Origin of the sequence: Hymenobacter sp. B1770 (assembly GCF_049896385.1) — a bacterium.
Classification (GTDB): domain Bacteria; phylum Bacteroidota; class Bacteroidia; order Cytophagales; family Hymenobacteraceae; genus Hymenobacter.
Genome location: NZ_JAFCUF010000004.1, coordinates 86,409 through 102,742 on the forward strand (window position 1 = coordinate 86,409; position 16,334 = coordinate 102,742).

General features: G+C 59.2%; 12 protein-coding genes. 11 read left to right on the forward strand and 1 reads right to left on the reverse strand.

The features are described 5' to 3' along the window. Nucleotides 1-352: 352 nt before the first annotated feature. From ACP7AJ_RS09575 to ACP7AJ_RS09615, 9 genes are all read left to right on the forward strand, one after another. Nucleotides 353-2,899: a TonB-dependent receptor domain-containing protein gene (locus ACP7AJ_RS09575; RefSeq protein WP_426059974.1), complete on the forward strand. Its 2,547-nt coding sequence runs from the start codon at nt 353-355 to the stop codon at nt 2,897-2,899. A 390-nt stretch (nt 2,900-3,289) separates the two neighbouring features. Continuing rightward, the gene (locus tag ACP7AJ_RS09580) at nt 3,290-4,591 is read left to right on the forward strand and encodes a M28 family peptidase (RefSeq protein WP_426059975.1); all 1,302 of its coding nucleotides are present in this window, start codon (nt 3,290-3,292) and stop codon (nt 4,589-4,591) included. 1 nt (nt 4,592) lies between these two features. Continuing rightward, nucleotides 4,593-5,240 (forward strand): M28 family peptidase, encoded by a 648-nt coding sequence (locus ACP7AJ_RS09585; RefSeq protein WP_426059976.1) that lies wholly within the window; start codon nt 4,593-4,595, stop codon nt 5,238-5,240. A 180-nt stretch (nt 5,241-5,420) separates the two neighbouring features. Further along, complete coding sequence (gene hisS / locus ACP7AJ_RS09590) at nt 5,421-6,845, forward strand: histidine--tRNA ligase (RefSeq protein ID WP_426059977.1); 1,425 nt, start codon at nt 5,421-5,423, stop codon at nt 6,843-6,845. A gap of 84 nt (nt 6,846-6,929) precedes the next feature. After that, nucleotides 6,930-8,423: a histidine ammonia-lyase gene (gene hutH, locus ACP7AJ_RS09595; protein WP_426059978.1), complete on the forward strand. Its 1,494-nt coding sequence runs from the start codon at nt 6,930-6,932 to the stop codon at nt 8,421-8,423. 184 nt (nt 8,424-8,607) lie between these two features. Next, a complete protein-coding gene (locus ACP7AJ_RS09600) occupies nt 8,608-10,605 on the forward strand; it encodes a gliding motility-associated C-terminal domain-containing protein (RefSeq protein ID WP_426059979.1) in 1,998 nt (665 codons plus the stop codon). Nucleotides 10,606-10,864: 259 nt separating this feature from the next. Next, nucleotides 10,865-11,203, forward strand: coding sequence for a YbaB/EbfC family nucleoid-associated protein (locus ACP7AJ_RS09605; RefSeq protein ID WP_426059980.1), 339 nt, complete (start codon nt 10,865-10,867; stop codon nt 11,201-11,203). Then, nucleotides 11,193-12,242 (forward strand): glycosyltransferase family 2 protein, encoded by a 1,050-nt coding sequence (locus ACP7AJ_RS09610; RefSeq protein ID WP_426059981.1) that lies wholly within the window; start codon nt 11,193-11,195, stop codon nt 12,240-12,242. The genes ACP7AJ_RS09605 and ACP7AJ_RS09610 overlap by 11 nt, the downstream gene beginning before the upstream one ends. A gap of 138 nt (nt 12,243-12,380) precedes the next feature. Further along, on the forward strand, nt 12,381-12,851 hold the full coding sequence (locus ACP7AJ_RS09615) for a DUF1348 family protein (RefSeq protein ID WP_426059982.1): 471 nt from the start codon (nt 12,381-12,383) through the stop codon (nt 12,849-12,851). 76 nt (nt 12,852-12,927) lie between these two features. Here ACP7AJ_RS09615 and ACP7AJ_RS09620 read toward each other — a convergent pair whose 3' ends face one another. Next, nucleotides 12,928-13,146 carry a PspC domain-containing protein gene (locus ACP7AJ_RS09620; protein WP_092668307.1) on the reverse strand — a complete coding sequence of 73 codons (219 nt, stop codon included), beginning with the start codon at nt 13,144-13,146 and terminating at the stop codon, nt 12,928-12,930. A gap of 161 nt (nt 13,147-13,307) precedes the next feature. Here ACP7AJ_RS09620 and ACP7AJ_RS09625 point away from each other — a divergent pair, with 161 nt between their 5' ends. Both ACP7AJ_RS09625 and ACP7AJ_RS09630 read left to right on the forward strand, forming a co-directional pair. Then, nucleotides 13,308-15,116: a tetratricopeptide repeat protein gene (locus ACP7AJ_RS09625; protein ID WP_426059983.1), complete on the forward strand. Its 1,809-nt coding sequence runs from the start codon at nt 13,308-13,310 to the stop codon at nt 15,114-15,116. A 54-nt stretch (nt 15,117-15,170) separates the two neighbouring features. Beyond that, nucleotides 15,171-16,172: a pyruvate dehydrogenase complex E1 component subunit beta gene (locus ACP7AJ_RS09630; RefSeq protein ID WP_426060287.1), complete on the forward strand. Its 1,002-nt coding sequence runs from the start codon at nt 15,171-15,173 to the stop codon at nt 16,170-16,172. The last annotated feature ends 162 nt before the right edge of the window (nt 16,173-16,334 follow it).

Genomic DNA, 16,334 nt, shown 5'->3' on the forward strand with positions numbered 1-16,334 from the left:
GAATATCCGAACTCCAACGCTAAAAAAGACTAGCTCAGACTGACGCAACAATAGTCAAAATATTTTTTTAGCTGCTTTGTTTTTCACAATCAGGGCTTTGTAGAAAGCATTGTTTAGGCAAGCAAGAAAATTTTGTAACAGTACCTTGCTTTACAAAGTACCTGCTTTACTTTTGTTCTGTACTTCACCCAGTAGCTGAGCTTAGCGTGTACCAGAGATGGCCCGCTACCCAGCCACTTAAAAACTTCACTCACCGGAGTTAGAGCGATGGCAAGCTTACCACCCCAGCGGAACCGCGGCCACTGGACTACTTAAGCCACCCTTCGCCCACCCCACACCTTACCTCTGCACCATGAAAACCTTGTTCATCTCATCAATCCTCAACCGCTTTGGTCGCGCCCTGCGTGGATGGGCCATTGCCTCGCTGCTTCTACCCCTGGGCGCCGCAGCCCAGACCACAGGCCCCGGCAGCGTGCGTGGTAGCCTGGTAGAAGAAGGCACGGGCCAGCCTGTTCCCTTCTCCGATGTGCTGCTGCTCCGCGCGGCCGATTCGAGCTTTGTGGCCGTGGCCCAGACCACCGAGCAGGGCACTTTCAAAGCTGTTTCGCTCCCAGTGGGCACCTACCTGATGCGGGTGCAGGATTTGAACTACAAGCCCTTGCGCCGCCGCTTCACCCTAACCGAGGCCGCGCCCTCGGCGGAGCTCATTGGGCTGAAGATGACGGCGGCCTCGGCTACTAAGCTCAGCGAAGTGGTGGTGACGGGCGAGAAAGCCACGGTAGTGGAAGAGCTCGGCAAGCGGGTCATCAACGTGGAGAAAGACTTGGGCAGCGTGGGTGGCACAGCCGCCAACGTGCTGCAAAACGTGCCCTCGGTGAGCGTAGACGTGAACGGCGCCGTGAGCATGCGCGGCTCGTCGAACATCACCATCCTGATAGATGGGAAGCCCGCCGGCGTAGGCAACGGCGGGGCGGGCGGCCCCCGGCTCGACCAGATTCCGGCTTCGCGCATTGCCCAGATTGAGGTTATCACCAATCCCTCGGCCAAGTACGATGCTTCCGGCGGCGGCGGGGTTATCAACCTCATCACCAAGAAGGAAACCAAAAACGGCACCAACGGCACCGCCGCCCTCAGCATTGGCACCCGCGGCAAGTACAGCGGCAACCTGAACGTGAGCCGCAAGCAGGGCAAGGCTACCTGGACAGCGGGCTATAACGGCCGCGACGTAACGTTCTGGAGCAACAGCCGCTCGGAGCAAACGGCCCTGCTGGACGTCGGTGCAAACCGCGAAACCGTGCGCACCACCCAAGCCGGCACTGGCAGCGAGGTGCACCGCAACCACTCGCTGCGGGTGGGTGTGGCCCTGGACTTGCCCAAGGAGCAGAGCCTCAACTTCAACGTATCGCCTGGCATAGAGCAGCACCTGGAAAGCGAAGGCCAACTCCTGACCCAGCAGACGGGAAACGACGCAGTGCAGCGGGCCCGGGGCCGCCAGGACCTCGACGTGAACGTGAGAATCCTTAACTACGATGGCAACTACCGCCGCACGTTTGCTGAGCACAAGGGCCGCGAGCTGACCGCCAACTTTGGCGGGGTGGTGATTGATGCTACCGTGCCAGTGGTGCAGCGGCAATTTGCGGAAGCAGGCTCGGCTCAGCCCGCTCAGCCCAGCACCCGGCAGCAGCTCAATGTGCTAGGCAACATTCAATTTGGCCAGGTAGATTACACCCACCCCTTCGCCGCCGGCAAAGGCCGCATGGAAATGGGCATAAAAGTGGAGCGGCAGGACAACCGGGGCTCTAATAAATTTAGTTACGCCACCAGCGAAGCCCGCCCCGACGACTTCCATGACAGCCCCGACCGCTCGCTCGACTACACCTTCGAGCAGGTAGTACCCGCCGCTTACGTGACCGTGCAACGCCCGCTCACTGAAAAATGGAGTGTGCAAGCTGGCCTCCGCACCGAGTACACCATTGTGAATGGCACCATACAGGGTGGGGCAGGCATTAAGCAGAGCGGCAGCCTGGCCCAAGACTATCTCAACTTCTTCCCCTCGGCTACCGTGAACCGGGAGTTTGGCAAGGAGCCCGGCCAGAACCGCCTGCAACTGAGCTACGCCCGGCGCCTGAATCGGCCCAACTTCATGCAGCAGATGCCCTTGCCCATTTACCAGGACCCCCGCAGCTACCGTCTCGGCAACTCCCGTCTGCGGGCCGAGTTCAGCCACAACATGGAGCTGGGCCACCAGCTAAACCTGGGGCAGGGTACCCTGACCAGCACGGTGTTTGCCCGCATCACCACCGACGCCATTCAGCGCCTGCGCAACGTTGACACCCTGGCTACCCGCCTGGCTGGCCCCAACGCCGGCCTGGTTACGGCCGAGACCTACGAAAACCTGGGCCGCACCACCAACTTGGGCGTCGAGTTCAGCCTCAACCAACCCATTGCCAAATGGTGGCGCCTGAACGCGAGCACCTCGCTCTACCGCGCTGAAATCGCGAACAACAGCTTTGGTAACAACCGCCAAGCATTGGTTGGCAACGTGCGCCTGACAAACAACTTCACTATCCGCCCCACGCTGGATGTGCAGGTGAGCGGCAACCTCCGCTCGGCCCAGCTCACGGTGCAGGGCCGGCAGCTAGCCCAGGGGCAGATGGACATCGCCCTGCGTCAGCGCCTGTTCTCTGACCGGGCTGCCCTCACTCTGCGCGTGTCTGACCTACTTAACACCCAACGCTACGCCGGCGAAGTCGAAACCGACGTGCTGCGCAGCTACCGCTACAACAAAGACGAGACCCGCGTGGGTTGGTTGGGCTTCACCTGGTACATCGGCGCCAGCAAGGCCAAGCCGGGCCGCATTGAGGCCGCTCCCCAGGGCGGGGGCGGATTTGGCGGCTGATTCTGAACTAGTTATTAATAAAACAACGCTTCGCTTTTCTCATCTCCTTTCTGCAAACTACAAAGCCCCTCTTCTCTCTCCTTTTTTCTGCGAAAAGCCCTGCCACCTACTTACAGGTGGCAGGGTTTATTTTTGCCATTACTATTTGACTATTAGCATACTTACGAATGAAGCCGCCTCTACTATTTCCCTTAGCATACCTGCCTCTTAGTTGATAGGAGCAGTCTAGCATTTAGTATACATTGTATAATTTTAATTTATTGAATAAAAATACCTTTAATCTATAGCTTAAATCTCTGCTATTAGAGCTTAATAACTATTGAGCTTCTGTGGTGCAGAAGATTTCCAAAACGATTTTTTCTCACTCACTATCATTAAAACGCCTTTTGAATGAATAAACTCTCCTCCTTTACTGCTGTGCTTTTGCTGGCGGCGGGGACAGTGGCCGCCCAAGCGCCCACTCCCAGTAAAGTAAAAATTAAAACGAAGAAAGGCCGGCAGACGGAAGCTGCGCCGGTTCTAGTTCCTGCCGTAGCCACCGATTGGTCGTTGCCCTACGCGGCTACCATCACGGTCGAGGGGTTGAAAAAAGACCTCGACATCCTTGCTTCGGATGAGTACGAGGGCCGCGAGACTGGCAAGAAAGGCCAAAAGATGGCAGCCGATTATCTTGCTAAAGCCTTTGCAGAATACGGCCTGACCGGGCCGGTACCCAGTTCCGACAATGCTTACCTGCAGCATTTCGACATGAACCGGAGTTTGCTGGATGCGGGGGCCTCCACGGTTAAAGTGGGCGGCAAAACCTACCAGGCCAACAAAGATTTTTACCCCTTTCTCGCCGACGACACCTTTGCCGCGCCCACTGCGGTGAAGCCCGTTTTCATTGGCTACGGCATCAAGGATGACAAGTATTCGGACTTTACCAGCGCTGCTGACTACAGAGGTAAGGACGTGGTGCTGCTGCTGGGCGAGCCGCTGGATGCTAAAGGGAAAGCGATGCTCGGCGCCGATGGCAAGCCCAGCCGCTACGCCAGCATGGATATAGGAGCCCTGACAGCGCGCCAAGCCTCTATTATCCCAATGGGGGCTCGTTCGGTGACCATGATATTGCCCACGGCCGAGGCGTTTGCCAAAGTGCCGACCGGCTTTGCAGCCGTCCTTAACGGAGAACAATTGACTTTTGTAGGCAAGAAAAAACGGCCAGGTCTCAACTTCGTGCTGGCCTCGCCGGAATACGGCGCTAAGCTCTTGGGCACCACTCCGGCCGGGCTGGAGCAGTACCGGAAAGCCGTGGCCAAAGCTGGCAAAGCCATTCCTTTTACTTTCAAGCCCGCTGCGGCCACGGTGCAGATGGTGATGAAAGACGAAGTATTCACCACCGAAAACGTGCTGGGCTACCTCGAAGGGACCGACAAGAAGGACGAGGTGCTGGTGGTATCGGCCCACTACGACCACCTGGGCGTGAAAAACGGTGTGGTGTTCAACGGCGCCGACGACGACGGCTCGGGCACGGTGAGCGTGCTGGCCATGGCCCGTGCTTTCGCCCAGGCCAAGAAAGACGGCCACGGCCCACGCCGCAGCATTCTGTTTCTGGCCAACACCGGGGAGGAGGAAGGCTTGCTGGGCTCGCAGTACTACACCGAAAACCCCATTTTCCCGATTGCCAACACCGTGACCAATATCAAAATTTGACATGGTGGGCCGCGTGGACAGCCTGCACATGGGCAAGGGCGACTACGTGTACGTAGTGGGCGACGACAGACTCTCGCAGGAACTGCACACCCTGAGCGAAGCCACCAACCAGCAGTACAATCCCATTGCGCTGGACTATAAATACAACGACCCCAAAGACCCCGAGCGCATCTACTACCGCTCCGACCACTACAACTTCGCCCGGCGCAACGTGCCCATCATTTTCTACACGAGCGGCCAACACCCAGAATACCACAAAGAGACGGACGATGTCGGGAAAATTGATTTTCCGGCCATGGTGCGCCGCGACCAGCTTATTTTTCACACGGCTTGGGCCCTGGCCAACCGCGACACTCGCGTGGCCCTGAAACCCGCAACCCAGTCCACCGGCTACACACCCGCCGCCGCCGACCTGGACCGCTACGTAGGCAACTACTCTAGCCCCCAAATCTCACTCAAAATTGCCCTAACTAAAGAGGGCACGACTCTAGTGAGCCAGGGCAGCGGCCAGTCGGCCTTCCCGCTGGAAGCGGTAAGCAAAGACGTATTTAGGCACATCCAGTACGATATCCGCATGGAGTTTGACCCAGCCAAGCCCATTTTCACGATGAAGCAGCGTGGCACCACCTTCACGTTTACCAAGGAGTAAGCGCTGGCCCTCCGACCGGGGTTGCCAGTTAAAATGGGACCGAACAATTGAAAAAGGCCAAGCAGCAGTACGCTGCCTGGCCTTTTTTCGGTTTCATCCCGGAATCACTTGTTTGGAATGCAATTCCGCTCGTGTAGAGCGCAAGGTTCCTGTCGAATGCAAAACTACCTTTGCCCCGTCATGCAAAAACCTAGTATTCCGAAAGGCACCCGCGACTTTGGGCCGGCCCAGGTGGCGCGCCGCCAGCACATTTTCAACGTTATCCGCCGCACGTTTGAGTCGTTTGGCTTTGCCCCGCTCGAAACGCCGACGCTCGAGAACCTATCGGTGCTCACTGGCAAGTACGGCGACGAAGGCGACCAGCTGCTGTTCAAAGTTCTGAACTCGGGCGACTTCGCCAAGGACGTTACCGCCGCCGACCTCGAAGTTGGCAGCAAGGCCCTGCTGCCCAAAGTAGCCGAAAAAGGCCTGCGCTACGACCTCACCGTGCCCTTTGCCCGCTACGTGGCCATGAACCGCGGCACGCTCACCTTCCCCTTCAAGCGCTACCAGATGCAGCCCGTGTGGCGCGCCGACCGCCCCCAGCGCGGCCGCTACCGCGAGTTTTACCAGTGCGACGCCGACGTGGTAGGCACCGACTCACTGCTCTGCGAAGCCGAGATTGTGCTGATGATGGCGCAGGTGCTCAACGGCCTGGGGCTGGATGATTTTACCATCAAAATCAACCACCGTGGGGTGCTGCGCAACATTTACCAGGCGCTGGGCGGCGATGGCCGCGAATCGGACCTGTTCGTGGCCATCGACAAGCTAGATAAAATCGGGCGCGAGGGCGTGACCAATGAGCTGTTGGGCCGGGGCTTTTCCCAGCCCACCATCGACACCCTGTTTGAGCTGCTGACCGTGGACGGCGACTACGAGGAGAAGCTGGTGCGCCTGTTGGCGGGCTTCGTCACGGCGGGCGTGGAGCCCGACGGCCCCCGCCCCAGCGGTGCCGACGATGGCAATGAGCCTGTAAGCACCTACCGCGGCCTAACGGAGCTGGCCACGGTGCGCGACCTGCTCACGGCCTCTGGCTTCAAGCAGTTCGACCGCCTGGAGTTCGACCCAACTCTGGCGCGGGGCCTCTCCTATTACACGGGCTGCATTTTCGAAGTAAAAATCAACAACGTGCTGATGGGCAGCGTGAGCGGCGGCGGGCGCTACGACAACCTCACCGGTAGCTTCGGCCTGCCGGGGGTATCGGGCGTGGGATTCTCCTTTGGAGTCGACCGGCTTTATGATTGCCTGGAAACGCTTGACCTGTTTACCGACACGGCCGAAACGCCTACCCGCTGCCTCCTCACGCATTTCGACCTGGCCAGCGGCCGGGCGGCGCTGCCGCTACTCGCCCAGCTGCGAGCCGCTGGCATTCCCAGCGAGCTGTATCCGGATGTGTGCAAGCTGCAAAAGCAATTTAAGTACGCCGATGCCAAGGGCATTCCGCTGGTTATTGTGTTGGGCCCCGAAGAGCTGGCTGCGGGCGTGGCTAAAATTAAAATCATGAAAACCGGCGAGGAAAAGACCATGCGTCTCGGCGATGTAGTGGCCGCCCTGACCTTGGAGTAGTTCAGCAACGAGAACGACCAACTCCCTTCCTTGGTAAGGAGGGGAGTTTTTTTCGTTCTTTGTAGCCCCCCACCCGCCCCCTCAATGCCAACCCATACTATTTCGCCCACTCAGCCCCTCACCCTGGCCGAGCTGGCAACCTTGCTCGCCGATGGCCGGCCTGTCAGCCTCAGCCACGATGCCAAAGCCCGCATCGCTGCCTGCCACGATTATCTGCACCAGCGCCTGGCCCACGACAATTCGCCAGTGTATGGCATTAACACTGGTTTTGGTTCGCTTTATAATATGAGCATAGCTCCCGAAGCCCGTGCCCAGCTGCAGGTGAACCTGATGATGTCGCACGCCTGCGGCACCGGTGCCGAGGTGCCCGGCAACCTGGTGCGACTCATGCTATTTCTAAAGGCCCAAAGCCTAAGCTACGGGCACAGCGGTGTGCAGGTGGCTACGGCCCAGCGCCTGCTCGATATGTATAACCGCGAGATGCTGCCCGTGGTGTACGAGCAAGGCTCCTTGGGCGCCAGCGGCGACCTTGCGCCCCTGGCGCACTTGTGCTTGCCGCTGTTGGGCCTGGGCGAAGTAAACTACCAGGGCTATCGCCTCAGCGCAGCCGATGCCATGAGTTTGTTTAGCTGGGCGCCGCTCACGCTGCAGGCTAAAGAGGGCCTGGCCCTGCTAAACGGCACTCAGTTTATGCTAGCCTACGCCGTAGATGGCGTGCTGCGGGCCCAGCGCCTGGCGGCCGCGGCCGATGTAATTGGTGCCTTATCAACCGAAGCCTTTGGCGGTGGCACCGACCCGTTTCATGAAAACCTGCACCGCATTCGGCCGCACGCCGGGCAGGTGCTGGTGGCCCGGCGGCTGCGCGAGCTGCTGGCCGGCTCGGAGCTGCAAGCCAAGCCCCGCCAGGCCGTGCAGGACCCGTACTCGTTCCGTTGCCAGCCCCAAGTGCACGGCGCCAGCCGCGATGCCCTGGCCTATGTGGCCCAGGTGGTGGAAACCGAGTGCAACTCAGTGACTGATAACCCCAACATCTTCCCCGACGACGACCAGATTCTCAGCGGCGGCAACTTCCACGGCCAGCCCCTGGCCCTGGCCCTCGACCACCTAGCCGTGGCCGTGGCCGAGCTGGGCAGCATTTCGGAGCGCCGTACCTACCAACTGATTTCGGGCCAGCGCGGCCTACCCACCTACCTGGTGGCCGAGCCGGGTCTCAACTCCGGCCTGATGATTCCGCAGTACACCGCGGCCGGCATTGTGAGCCAGAACAAGCAGCTGTGCACGCCCGCTTCGGTCGACAGCATCGTGAGCAGCAACGGCCAGGAAGACCATGTCAGCATGGGCGCCAACGCCGCCACCAAGGCCCGCCGCGTCATCGAAAACGTGGAGCAGGTGCTAGCCATTGAGCTGGTTACGGCCGTGCAGGCGCTGGCCTTCCGCCGGCCGGCCCGTTCCTCCGAAGCATTGGAGCGGGTGGTAGCTGCCTTCCGCGAAGAGGTGAAATTTGTGGGCCAGGACCGGGTGCTGTACCCTGACTTGCACCGGGCTGCGGCTTTCGTCCGTAAGTTTGACTGGCAATAAAAACGTTTTGGTGGACAGGGGCATGTTGCCTTTTCTCGGCAACCACGCTATTGGCAAGGTGGCGCAAGCTGGTATTAGGTGGGTTCACGGCCGAAAATAAAAAGCCGGCTCGCCAGAAAACCTTCCCTGAATTTTGCGCTTGGTAGATGCGATGGTGTCCTTGCCTGCGTTAGGAGCGTTGCTTATGAAGTTAGTTAACTACTGCTTTTTATTGTTGGCCTTTTGGCTGGTCCTTGGCACCGCACAGGCGCAGACTACGTGCGCCTCCCCCAACCCACCCGCCTGCACGTTTACTGCCATCGACGTGGCTACCGGCCAAGCCGTTGACGCCTTCTGCGTAGGCCGGCGCGTACGCTTTGAGCAGTGCGCGGGGCGCAACATTCCAACCTCTCTCTTATTTTACGGAGTGCTGCCGGGTACCGGCGCCACTTTCCTTCCTTCCTGCAGCCCACCCAATCCCTTTAACTATGAGTACACGCCCACTGCTGCGGATGTGGGCATGGTCACAGTATCGGAGCTGGCCAACGCGCAGGGGGCCGGTGGCCCTCCTTCTACGTACTACATCCGCATCTTTCGGGTGTTTAACCCCGCCCCACCGGCTTTCACGGTGGCAACCTGTCCCAGTGCCTCGGCGCTCGTTACGGTTACGGATGCGGCCTACGACACCTACACGGTGCAGGTGGGTGCCGGCCCGGCCCAAAGCATCGTTCGCAACCAGCCTACTGTGGTGAATGTGCCCGCTGGTGCCACGGCCGTCACGGTTACGGGGCGCTATGCCGCTACCAATGTGTGCAGCGGTTCGGCCACGCAACCCATTGCCCCGCTGGCGCCAGCTCAGGTCCCCGCTCTCACCCGCCTCACGCTGCAAGCGCCCCTGCCCGGCGGTGCCGCCACCTTTGACATCGGCCAGCTTCCCGCAGGCTACATCTATGCCCTGCAGCGGGCCGATGCCAGCCTGCCCGGTGGCTACCGCACCGTGGCCAGCATTCCCGCCGCCAGCACCAGCTTCAGCCTGCCCAACGCGGTGGCGGGCTGCTACCGCCTGCGCCGCACCGACCCTTGCCGCCTCGACTCGGCCTTCTCGCCGCTCGCCTGCACCCTGAGCCTGACGGGTGCCTCTGCTCAAAATCGCAACCAGCTTTTGCTGAGTGATGCAGGTAGTGGCAGCACTTACACCCTAACCCGCAACGGGGCTCCGCTTACAGGTTTCACTACCATTAATGGCGGCCTGGAGGACTCCAACGTGGAGTGCGGCACTACCTACACTTACCGCGTAACCGCCTCCCGGCCCGGAGGAGCCGTGTCGGTTTCAAACCCGGTTTCCATCACCACGCAATCGGCTTTACCGCCCGCGCAGCCGCGCTTGATAGCCAGCTTTAATTTACGCAATGTGGTAGAGCTGACCCCCCTCTTAGCCAATGGCCCGGACCTGACCACGGGCAGCACCCTACGCTACCGTCGCACGGTCGGCAGTGGCACTCCAGAAGATTTCCGGACCGCAACCAGCTCCCGCTCGCAGCGGGATTCCACCAATATTGCCGAGCTTCTGGCGCAGCGCCCTTGCTACTCGGTGCGCCTGGCCGACGTGTGCGGCAATGTGTCGTCCGAGAGTTCAGCGGCCTGCCCGGCCCTGCTCACCGCCAGCGCCGCCGACCCCAGCGGTACCACTGCAGCCCTCGCCTGGACGCCCTTTACCGGCCCCGCCCCCAGCGCGCCAGCCACATATGCCCTACAGCGCCTCGGCCCCGATGGCGCCGTGCTGAGCACCGTTTCCGTTAGCGGCAGCAGTTATACCGATATCACACCACCCGCTGATTTCCAAACCCTTCGCTATCGCCTCCAGATTAGTGGCGCCGGCCTGCCCGCCGGAAGCTTCAGCTACTCCAACGTGGCTACCGTAACGCGGCAGCTGTTTGTCAACATCCCTACCGCTTTTACTCCCAACGGCGACGGACTCAACGACGTACTGGAAGTGAAGGGTCGCTACCTGCAGAAATACACCTTTGTAGTAATCGACCGCAATGGACAGGAAGTGTTTCGTGGCACAGAGCTCAGCCAAGGCTGGGACGGCACTATCAAAGGACGTCCTCCGGTGCTAGGGGCATACGTGTGGCGGTTTCAGCAAGCTAGTGAAGATGGCAAGCCCTTTGTTGCTACCGGTTCGGTTACTATTTTAAAATGAAGGAGCAACATCGCTGGGAGCTTAAAGAAGGAGTTTGGCGAAATACAAGCGTCTTCAGGTTCGCTTTAATTATTGTCATGCTAAGCAGTGCGGACCAATGTTTGGTGTAGCTCAGCATCACCAATGGCCTGTAAAGACCTTTCACCCAACTAGAGGGTCTCACCATCCCTCGTTTATTAGCGTAAATGAGCACTTTCCGCCTATTCCCTTGTTCATAGCACACTGAACATCTAAAATTGATAACCGACAATTAACTATTATGGCATTCGACCTAACTGGTATGATGGGCAAAGTGAAAGAGCTGCAAGACAAAATGCAGCAAGCCCAGCAAGAGATTCAACACATTACCGCTACTGGCGAAGCAGGTGGCGGCCTTGTGCGTGCCACGGCCAACGGCCACCGCAAAATCCTTAAGCTTGAAATAGACGAAACCCTGCTCACGCCCCAGGACCGCGACATGCTGGCCGACTTGGTAGTAGCCGCCGTGAACAAAGCCCTGGACGAAGCCGCCGAGTTGGCCCGCTTGGAGCTGCAGCGTAAAACCAGTGGCCTGATGCCCAACGTGCCGGGCCTCGACCTGAGTGGTTTTGGAGCCTAGCGCCGCCAAGGTCGGTGCTTGCGCCGATGTCGCCATCGTCATTCTAAACTGGAACGGGGCCGGCTTCCTGCGCCGTTTTCTGCCCGGGGTGCTCGCCCACGCCGACGGCGCCCGCGTAATCGTGGCCGACAACGCCTCTACCGATGACTCCGTGGAGTTGATGGCCCGCGATTTCCCGCTGGTAGAGCTGCTGTTGCTCGACCGCAACCTTGGGTTTTGCGAAGGCTACAACCAAGCGCTGGCGCAGGTCGACAGCGATTTTTTCGTGCTGCTCAACTCCGATGTGGAGGTGACTCTCGGCTGGCTCCGCCCCTTGCGCGGCCTGCTGGAAGCCAGCCCCCGTATCGCCGCCGTGCAGCCCAAAATCCTCGCCCATGCCGACCCTTCCTACTTCGAGTACGCCGGAGCCGGTGGCGGCTACCTCGACCGGCTGGCTTATCCGTTTTGCCGCGGGCGCCTTTTCGATACCTTGGAAAAAGACCAGGGCCAGTACAACGACCCCCGCCCCGTGGCTTGGGCCAGCGGCGCCTGCCTGCTTGTGCGCCGGTCCGCCTGGCAAGCCCTCGGCGGACTTGAACCAGCCTTCTTTGCCCACATGGAGGAAATTGACCTTTGCTGGCGCTTCTGGAATGCCGGCCACGAGGTGTGGTACCACGGCGGCAGCGCGGTCAACCACGTGGGCGGTGGCACCCTGCCGAAATCCAGCCCACGCAAAACCTACCTTAACTTCCGAAATGGCTTGGCTTTACTCTACAAAAACGCAGCTCCCAGCGAATTATTCAGCACCATGCTGCAGCGCCTGCTTCTCGACGGCGTGGCTGGGCTCAAATTTCTGGTGGCTGGTCAGTTCCGCAATTTCCAGGCGGTTATTCGCGCCCACTTTAATTTCTACGGGAAGCTAAGCTACTGGCGCAAGCAGCGCCAGGCGGCGCGCCCCCATCTACGGTTGGGTGAGCGGCCGGGTGTCTACAATGGCAGCGTGGTGTGGGCCTACTTTGCGAAAGGCAAGCGCAGGTTCAGCGAGCTGGGCATGAAATAAAATGGCCAAACAACCGATTGCGGCAGCAAGACAGGCTCAGGGTTGTGCTGCGGTTCTATTTACTTTAGCGGCTTACTTTAGCGGCGGCCCAGGCTTCGCTTTGCCCCGGCCTGCTCCTCTTTCTTAATGCCGCCAGCCATGAGTGAATCGCGCCCCCCACTACCTCCCTACACCCTCGAAACGGCCATCCAGAAAGCGCGCATGGCCGAAGATGCCTGGAACTCCCGCGACCCCGAGCGGGTGGCCCTGGCTTATACTTCTGAGAGCAAATGGCGCAACCGCAGCGAGATCTTTGCGGGCCGGGAGACCATTCAGGCTTTCCTCGCCCGCAAATGGCAGCAGGAACACGAGTATCGCCTGATTAAGGAAGTTTGGGGCTTTCATGAAAACCGCATAGCCGTGCGCTTTCAATACGAATACCACAACGAGACCGGGCAATGGTACCGTGCCTACGGCAACGAGCAGTGGGAATTCAACGACCAAGGGCTGATGCAACGCCGCGAGGCCAGCATCAACGATGTAGCAATCGACGAAACCGACCGCAAATTTCGTTGGCCCCTGGGCCCTCGGCCTGCCGACCACCCCGGGCTGACGGAGTTAGGCTTGTAAACAGTTCGGCTGGGAAACCTGCATTTTGCTAGCAACCTGTTAGCTATCGGCTGAATGCTAGCCCCTGTTGTATTTCCTACAAATCCCAGACAGTGCTACGCTGCTGGCGCATGGCTCGGCGCACGTTCATCCAGAAGGCCCCGGCGAAGTACAGCACTACGGGCGAGCCAAACGTGAAGAAAGACGCGTACACGAACGAAAGGCGGACGCTACGCGTGCTAAAGCCCCACTTCTGCGCCAGCGCCGAGCACAAACCAAAAGACTGCGTTTCCAGGTAGTCGGTGAAGCGTTTCATGGGCGTTAGCGGCTGGGAAAAACAGATTGTCTGGTCTAAGATAAGACTTTGAAAAAGTTGCGGCAAGCGCGGCAACGTAATTTTGCTGCTCCAGGCCCGACTAATTTAGGGACTTTTACGTTTGTAAGGATGGTTTTCGTTTTCCTGCGTTACGCTTTTTGATGATTAATTTTTTGCGGCCATTGGCCCACGGGCTCCTGGCAGCCACCTTGTCTCTAACGGCCTGTACCCTGCCGCGCGTCCTGAAACAGGCCGAAACCGGGCGCACGGTAGTAGCGCGGCCTACTCCACTTATGGCCTCGGGCGAGTCCGTCCCGTTTGAGGTAATTGCCAAGGTCCCTGCCAAACACCTGCGCAAGGGAGTCGCTTATGAGGTGCTGCTGAGCTACCGTTACGAGCACGGCCTGCGCGAAGACACCGTCGGACGGCTCACCTTCCTGTCGGGCAACTATGTCTACGACGACGAGCAAAAGGGCTTCTTGGTTGCTACGCAGAAGTTCAGCCTGCCCAACACCCCCGGCCGCAACCCCGGCGAACTGCTGGCCCACCCCCAGGTGCGCGAGGTAAAAAAGAACGGCCGCATCCTGCGCGGCCCCGCCGATGTATACGTCGCCCGCGGCATCGCCGACCCGGCCCGCCTCGTCACCCGCGAAGACACCGTGCTGAACTTGCTGCCCGAACGCGCCAGCAACAATATGAGCGGCACCCGCGTGCTGCCCTTTTATTTCGATGAGGGGCAGTGGTTTATCCGGGGCTACCTGGGCACCAACGTGGCTGCCCTCGAAGACCTGATTGATGCCAACCAACAAACCAAGCAGGTGCTCATCGTTGCCGGCCACTCACCCGACTCCGTCGATGCCCACAATCGGGCGCTGGCCAGCAAGCGCGTGCGCATGCTGCTCTACCACTACAAGCAACGCGTCAAAAATTTTTCCTACCTGAACAAGGTCCAGAACATTCGTTTTGATACCCTGGCCTACACCCGCCGCTGGGATACCTTCCTGAGCAAAGTCACTTCGTCGGCCCTTAAGGCCGAGCAGATAGACTCCATTGTGTCCATCATCAACGACTCCAAAGGCTCATTTGAGCAAAAAGAGAAGGCGTTGCACGGCCTGTCGTCTTACGACTACATCGAGCAGTACATCTACCCCGTGCTGCGTTTCGGCACGGTGGCCGTGACCTATACTGCCCCCAAGCGCTACGACTCGGAAGTATATCTGCTGTCCAAAAAAATAGTCGAGAAACAGATTGAGACCGATGCCCTCACGCCCGAAGAGTTGCGCTACTCGGCCACCCTGACCCCGCTGCTGGCCGAAAAACAGCGCATTTATGAGGTAGCCGCGGCCAATACCAACAGTTGGGAAGCCTTCCACAACCTGGGCGTGGTGCTGTTGCAGCGCGCCGAAAAAGAACCTACCGATAAAATTCGCAGGGCTTACTACCACCGCGCTGCCGTCAATTTCACCCTGGCCGCCCACCGCAACCCCACTGCAGAGTTCTTCTACCACGCTGGTACGGCCTACCACCGCGCCGGCGACCGCCTTGAAGCCTTGCAGAACTATGACTACGCCATCAAACTAGGTGGCCCTCGCCCGCTGTTGCGCAAGGTGTTTTCGGACCGTGCCGCGCTGGAAATTGAAATCGGCCAGCCCGATGAGGCACTGCGCAGCCTCGAATACGCCGGCCCCTCTTACCAGAACGCCTTGAACAAAGGTCTGATTTTGATAGGCCGCGAAGGTTACGAATCGGCGCTGGCGCAGTATCGCCTGGCTCAGGAACTACGCCCTACGGCCGCTGCTCCTCTTTACGGCATGGCCGTGGTAGCAGCCCGCCAGAAGGACGAAGCCACGGCCGGGACCTTCCTCAAGCAAGCCGTGGCCCTCGACCGCAGCTACGCGCAACGCGCCGTAGAAGACCTCGAATTTCAAGATTACGCCCAAGGCAAGGTATTTCGGGAGGCGCTGCGGTAATCGTTGCCCATCCGCCCGGCTCATCGTAGCTTTGCCCAACGGCTTAAAACCGCTATTTACCTAAAGAATATCATGCGTCAAATTCAATTTCGTGAGGCCTTGCGCGAGGCCCTGTCCGAGGAAATGCGCCGCGACCCGCGGGTGTTCCTGATGGGCGAAGAGGTAGCCCAGTACAACGGCGCCTATAAAGTGAGCCAAGGCATGCTCGACGAATTCGGTCCGGAGCGAGTGATTGACACTCCTATTGCTGAGCTCGGCTTCGCCGGCATCGGCGTAGGGGCGGCGGCCAACGGGCTGATTCCGATAATCGAATTCATGACCTTCAACTTCTCGTTGGTGGCTATCGACCAGGTGATTAACTCGGCTGCTAAGATATACTCCATGTCGGGCGGTCAGTATTCCTGCCCCATCGTGTTCCGCGGCCCTACCGGCAACGCCGGCATGCTTTCGAGCCAGCACTCCCAGAACTTTGAGAACTGGTTCGCTAACTGCCCCGGCCTGAAAGTAGTGGTGCCCAGCAACCCGTACGACGCCAAAGGCTTGCTAAAAGCCGCCATCCGCGACCCAGACCCTGTTATTTTCATGGAGTCAGAGTTGATGTACGGCGACAAGGGCGAAGTGCCTGAAGAAGAATACTTGCTCGAAATCGGCAAGGCCAACGTGGTACGCCAAGGCAAGCACGTGACCCTGGTGAGCTTCGGCAAAATGATGAAAATTGCCTACACTGCCGCCGATGAGCTGGCCAAGGAAGGCATCGAAGCCGAAGTAATTGACCTGCGCTCGGTGCGCCCCATCGATTACGACACGCTGGTGGAGTCGGTGAAGAAAACTAACCGCATGGTGGTTATCGAAGAAGCCTGGCCCTTGGCCAGCATTTCGAGCGAGCTGGCCTACATCGTGCAGCGCCGCGCCTTCGATTTCCTCGATGCGCCCGTTATCCGCATCACGTGCGCCGACGTGCCTCTGCCCTACGCCCCCACGCTCATCGAAGCCTCGCTGCCCAACGTAGCGCGCGTGGTGAAAGCCGTGAAGGAAGTGACTTACGCCAAAGCGTAAGCATACTTCTTTGTCAACACAAAAATCCCCATCAGCAGCTGCTGATGGGGATTTTTGTGTTTGAAGAACATCGCCTTTGATTAGGCATTATTTCCTCAGATATAGATAAGACCACCACTAGGGTCAGAAACCCAACTAGATTCCCTACCTGCTATCCTCTAA

Coding starts and splice junctions, on each gene's coding strand:
- ACP7AJ_RS09600 (WP_426059979.1), top strand. CDS start 8,608: ATGAAGTTAGTTAACTACTGCTTTTTATTGTTGGCCTTTTGGCTGGTC.
- hutH (WP_426059978.1), top strand. CDS start 6,930: ATGCCAACCCATACTATTTCGCCCACTCAGCCCCTCACCCTGGCCGAG.
- ACP7AJ_RS09620 (WP_092668307.1), bottom strand. CDS start 13,146: ATGAAACGCTTCACCGACTACCTGGAAACGCAGTCTTTTGGTTTGTGC.
- ACP7AJ_RS09585 (WP_426059976.1), top strand. CDS start 4,593: ATGGTGGGCCGCGTGGACAGCCTGCACATGGGCAAGGGCGACTACGTG.
- ACP7AJ_RS09575 (WP_426059974.1), top strand. CDS start 353: ATGAAAACCTTGTTCATCTCATCAATCCTCAACCGCTTTGGTCGCGCC.
- ACP7AJ_RS09580 (WP_426059975.1), top strand. CDS start 3,290: ATGAATAAACTCTCCTCCTTTACTGCTGTGCTTTTGCTGGCGGCGGGG.
- ACP7AJ_RS09625 (WP_426059983.1), top strand. CDS start 13,308: ATGATTAATTTTTTGCGGCCATTGGCCCACGGGCTCCTGGCAGCCACC.
- ACP7AJ_RS09605 (WP_426059980.1), top strand. CDS start 10,865: ATGGCATTCGACCTAACTGGTATGATGGGCAAAGTGAAAGAGCTGCAA.
- hisS (WP_426059977.1), top strand. CDS start 5,421: ATGCAAAAACCTAGTATTCCGAAAGGCACCCGCGACTTTGGGCCGGCC.
- ACP7AJ_RS09615 (WP_426059982.1), top strand. CDS start 12,381: ATGAGTGAATCGCGCCCCCCACTACCTCCCTACACCCTCGAAACGGCC.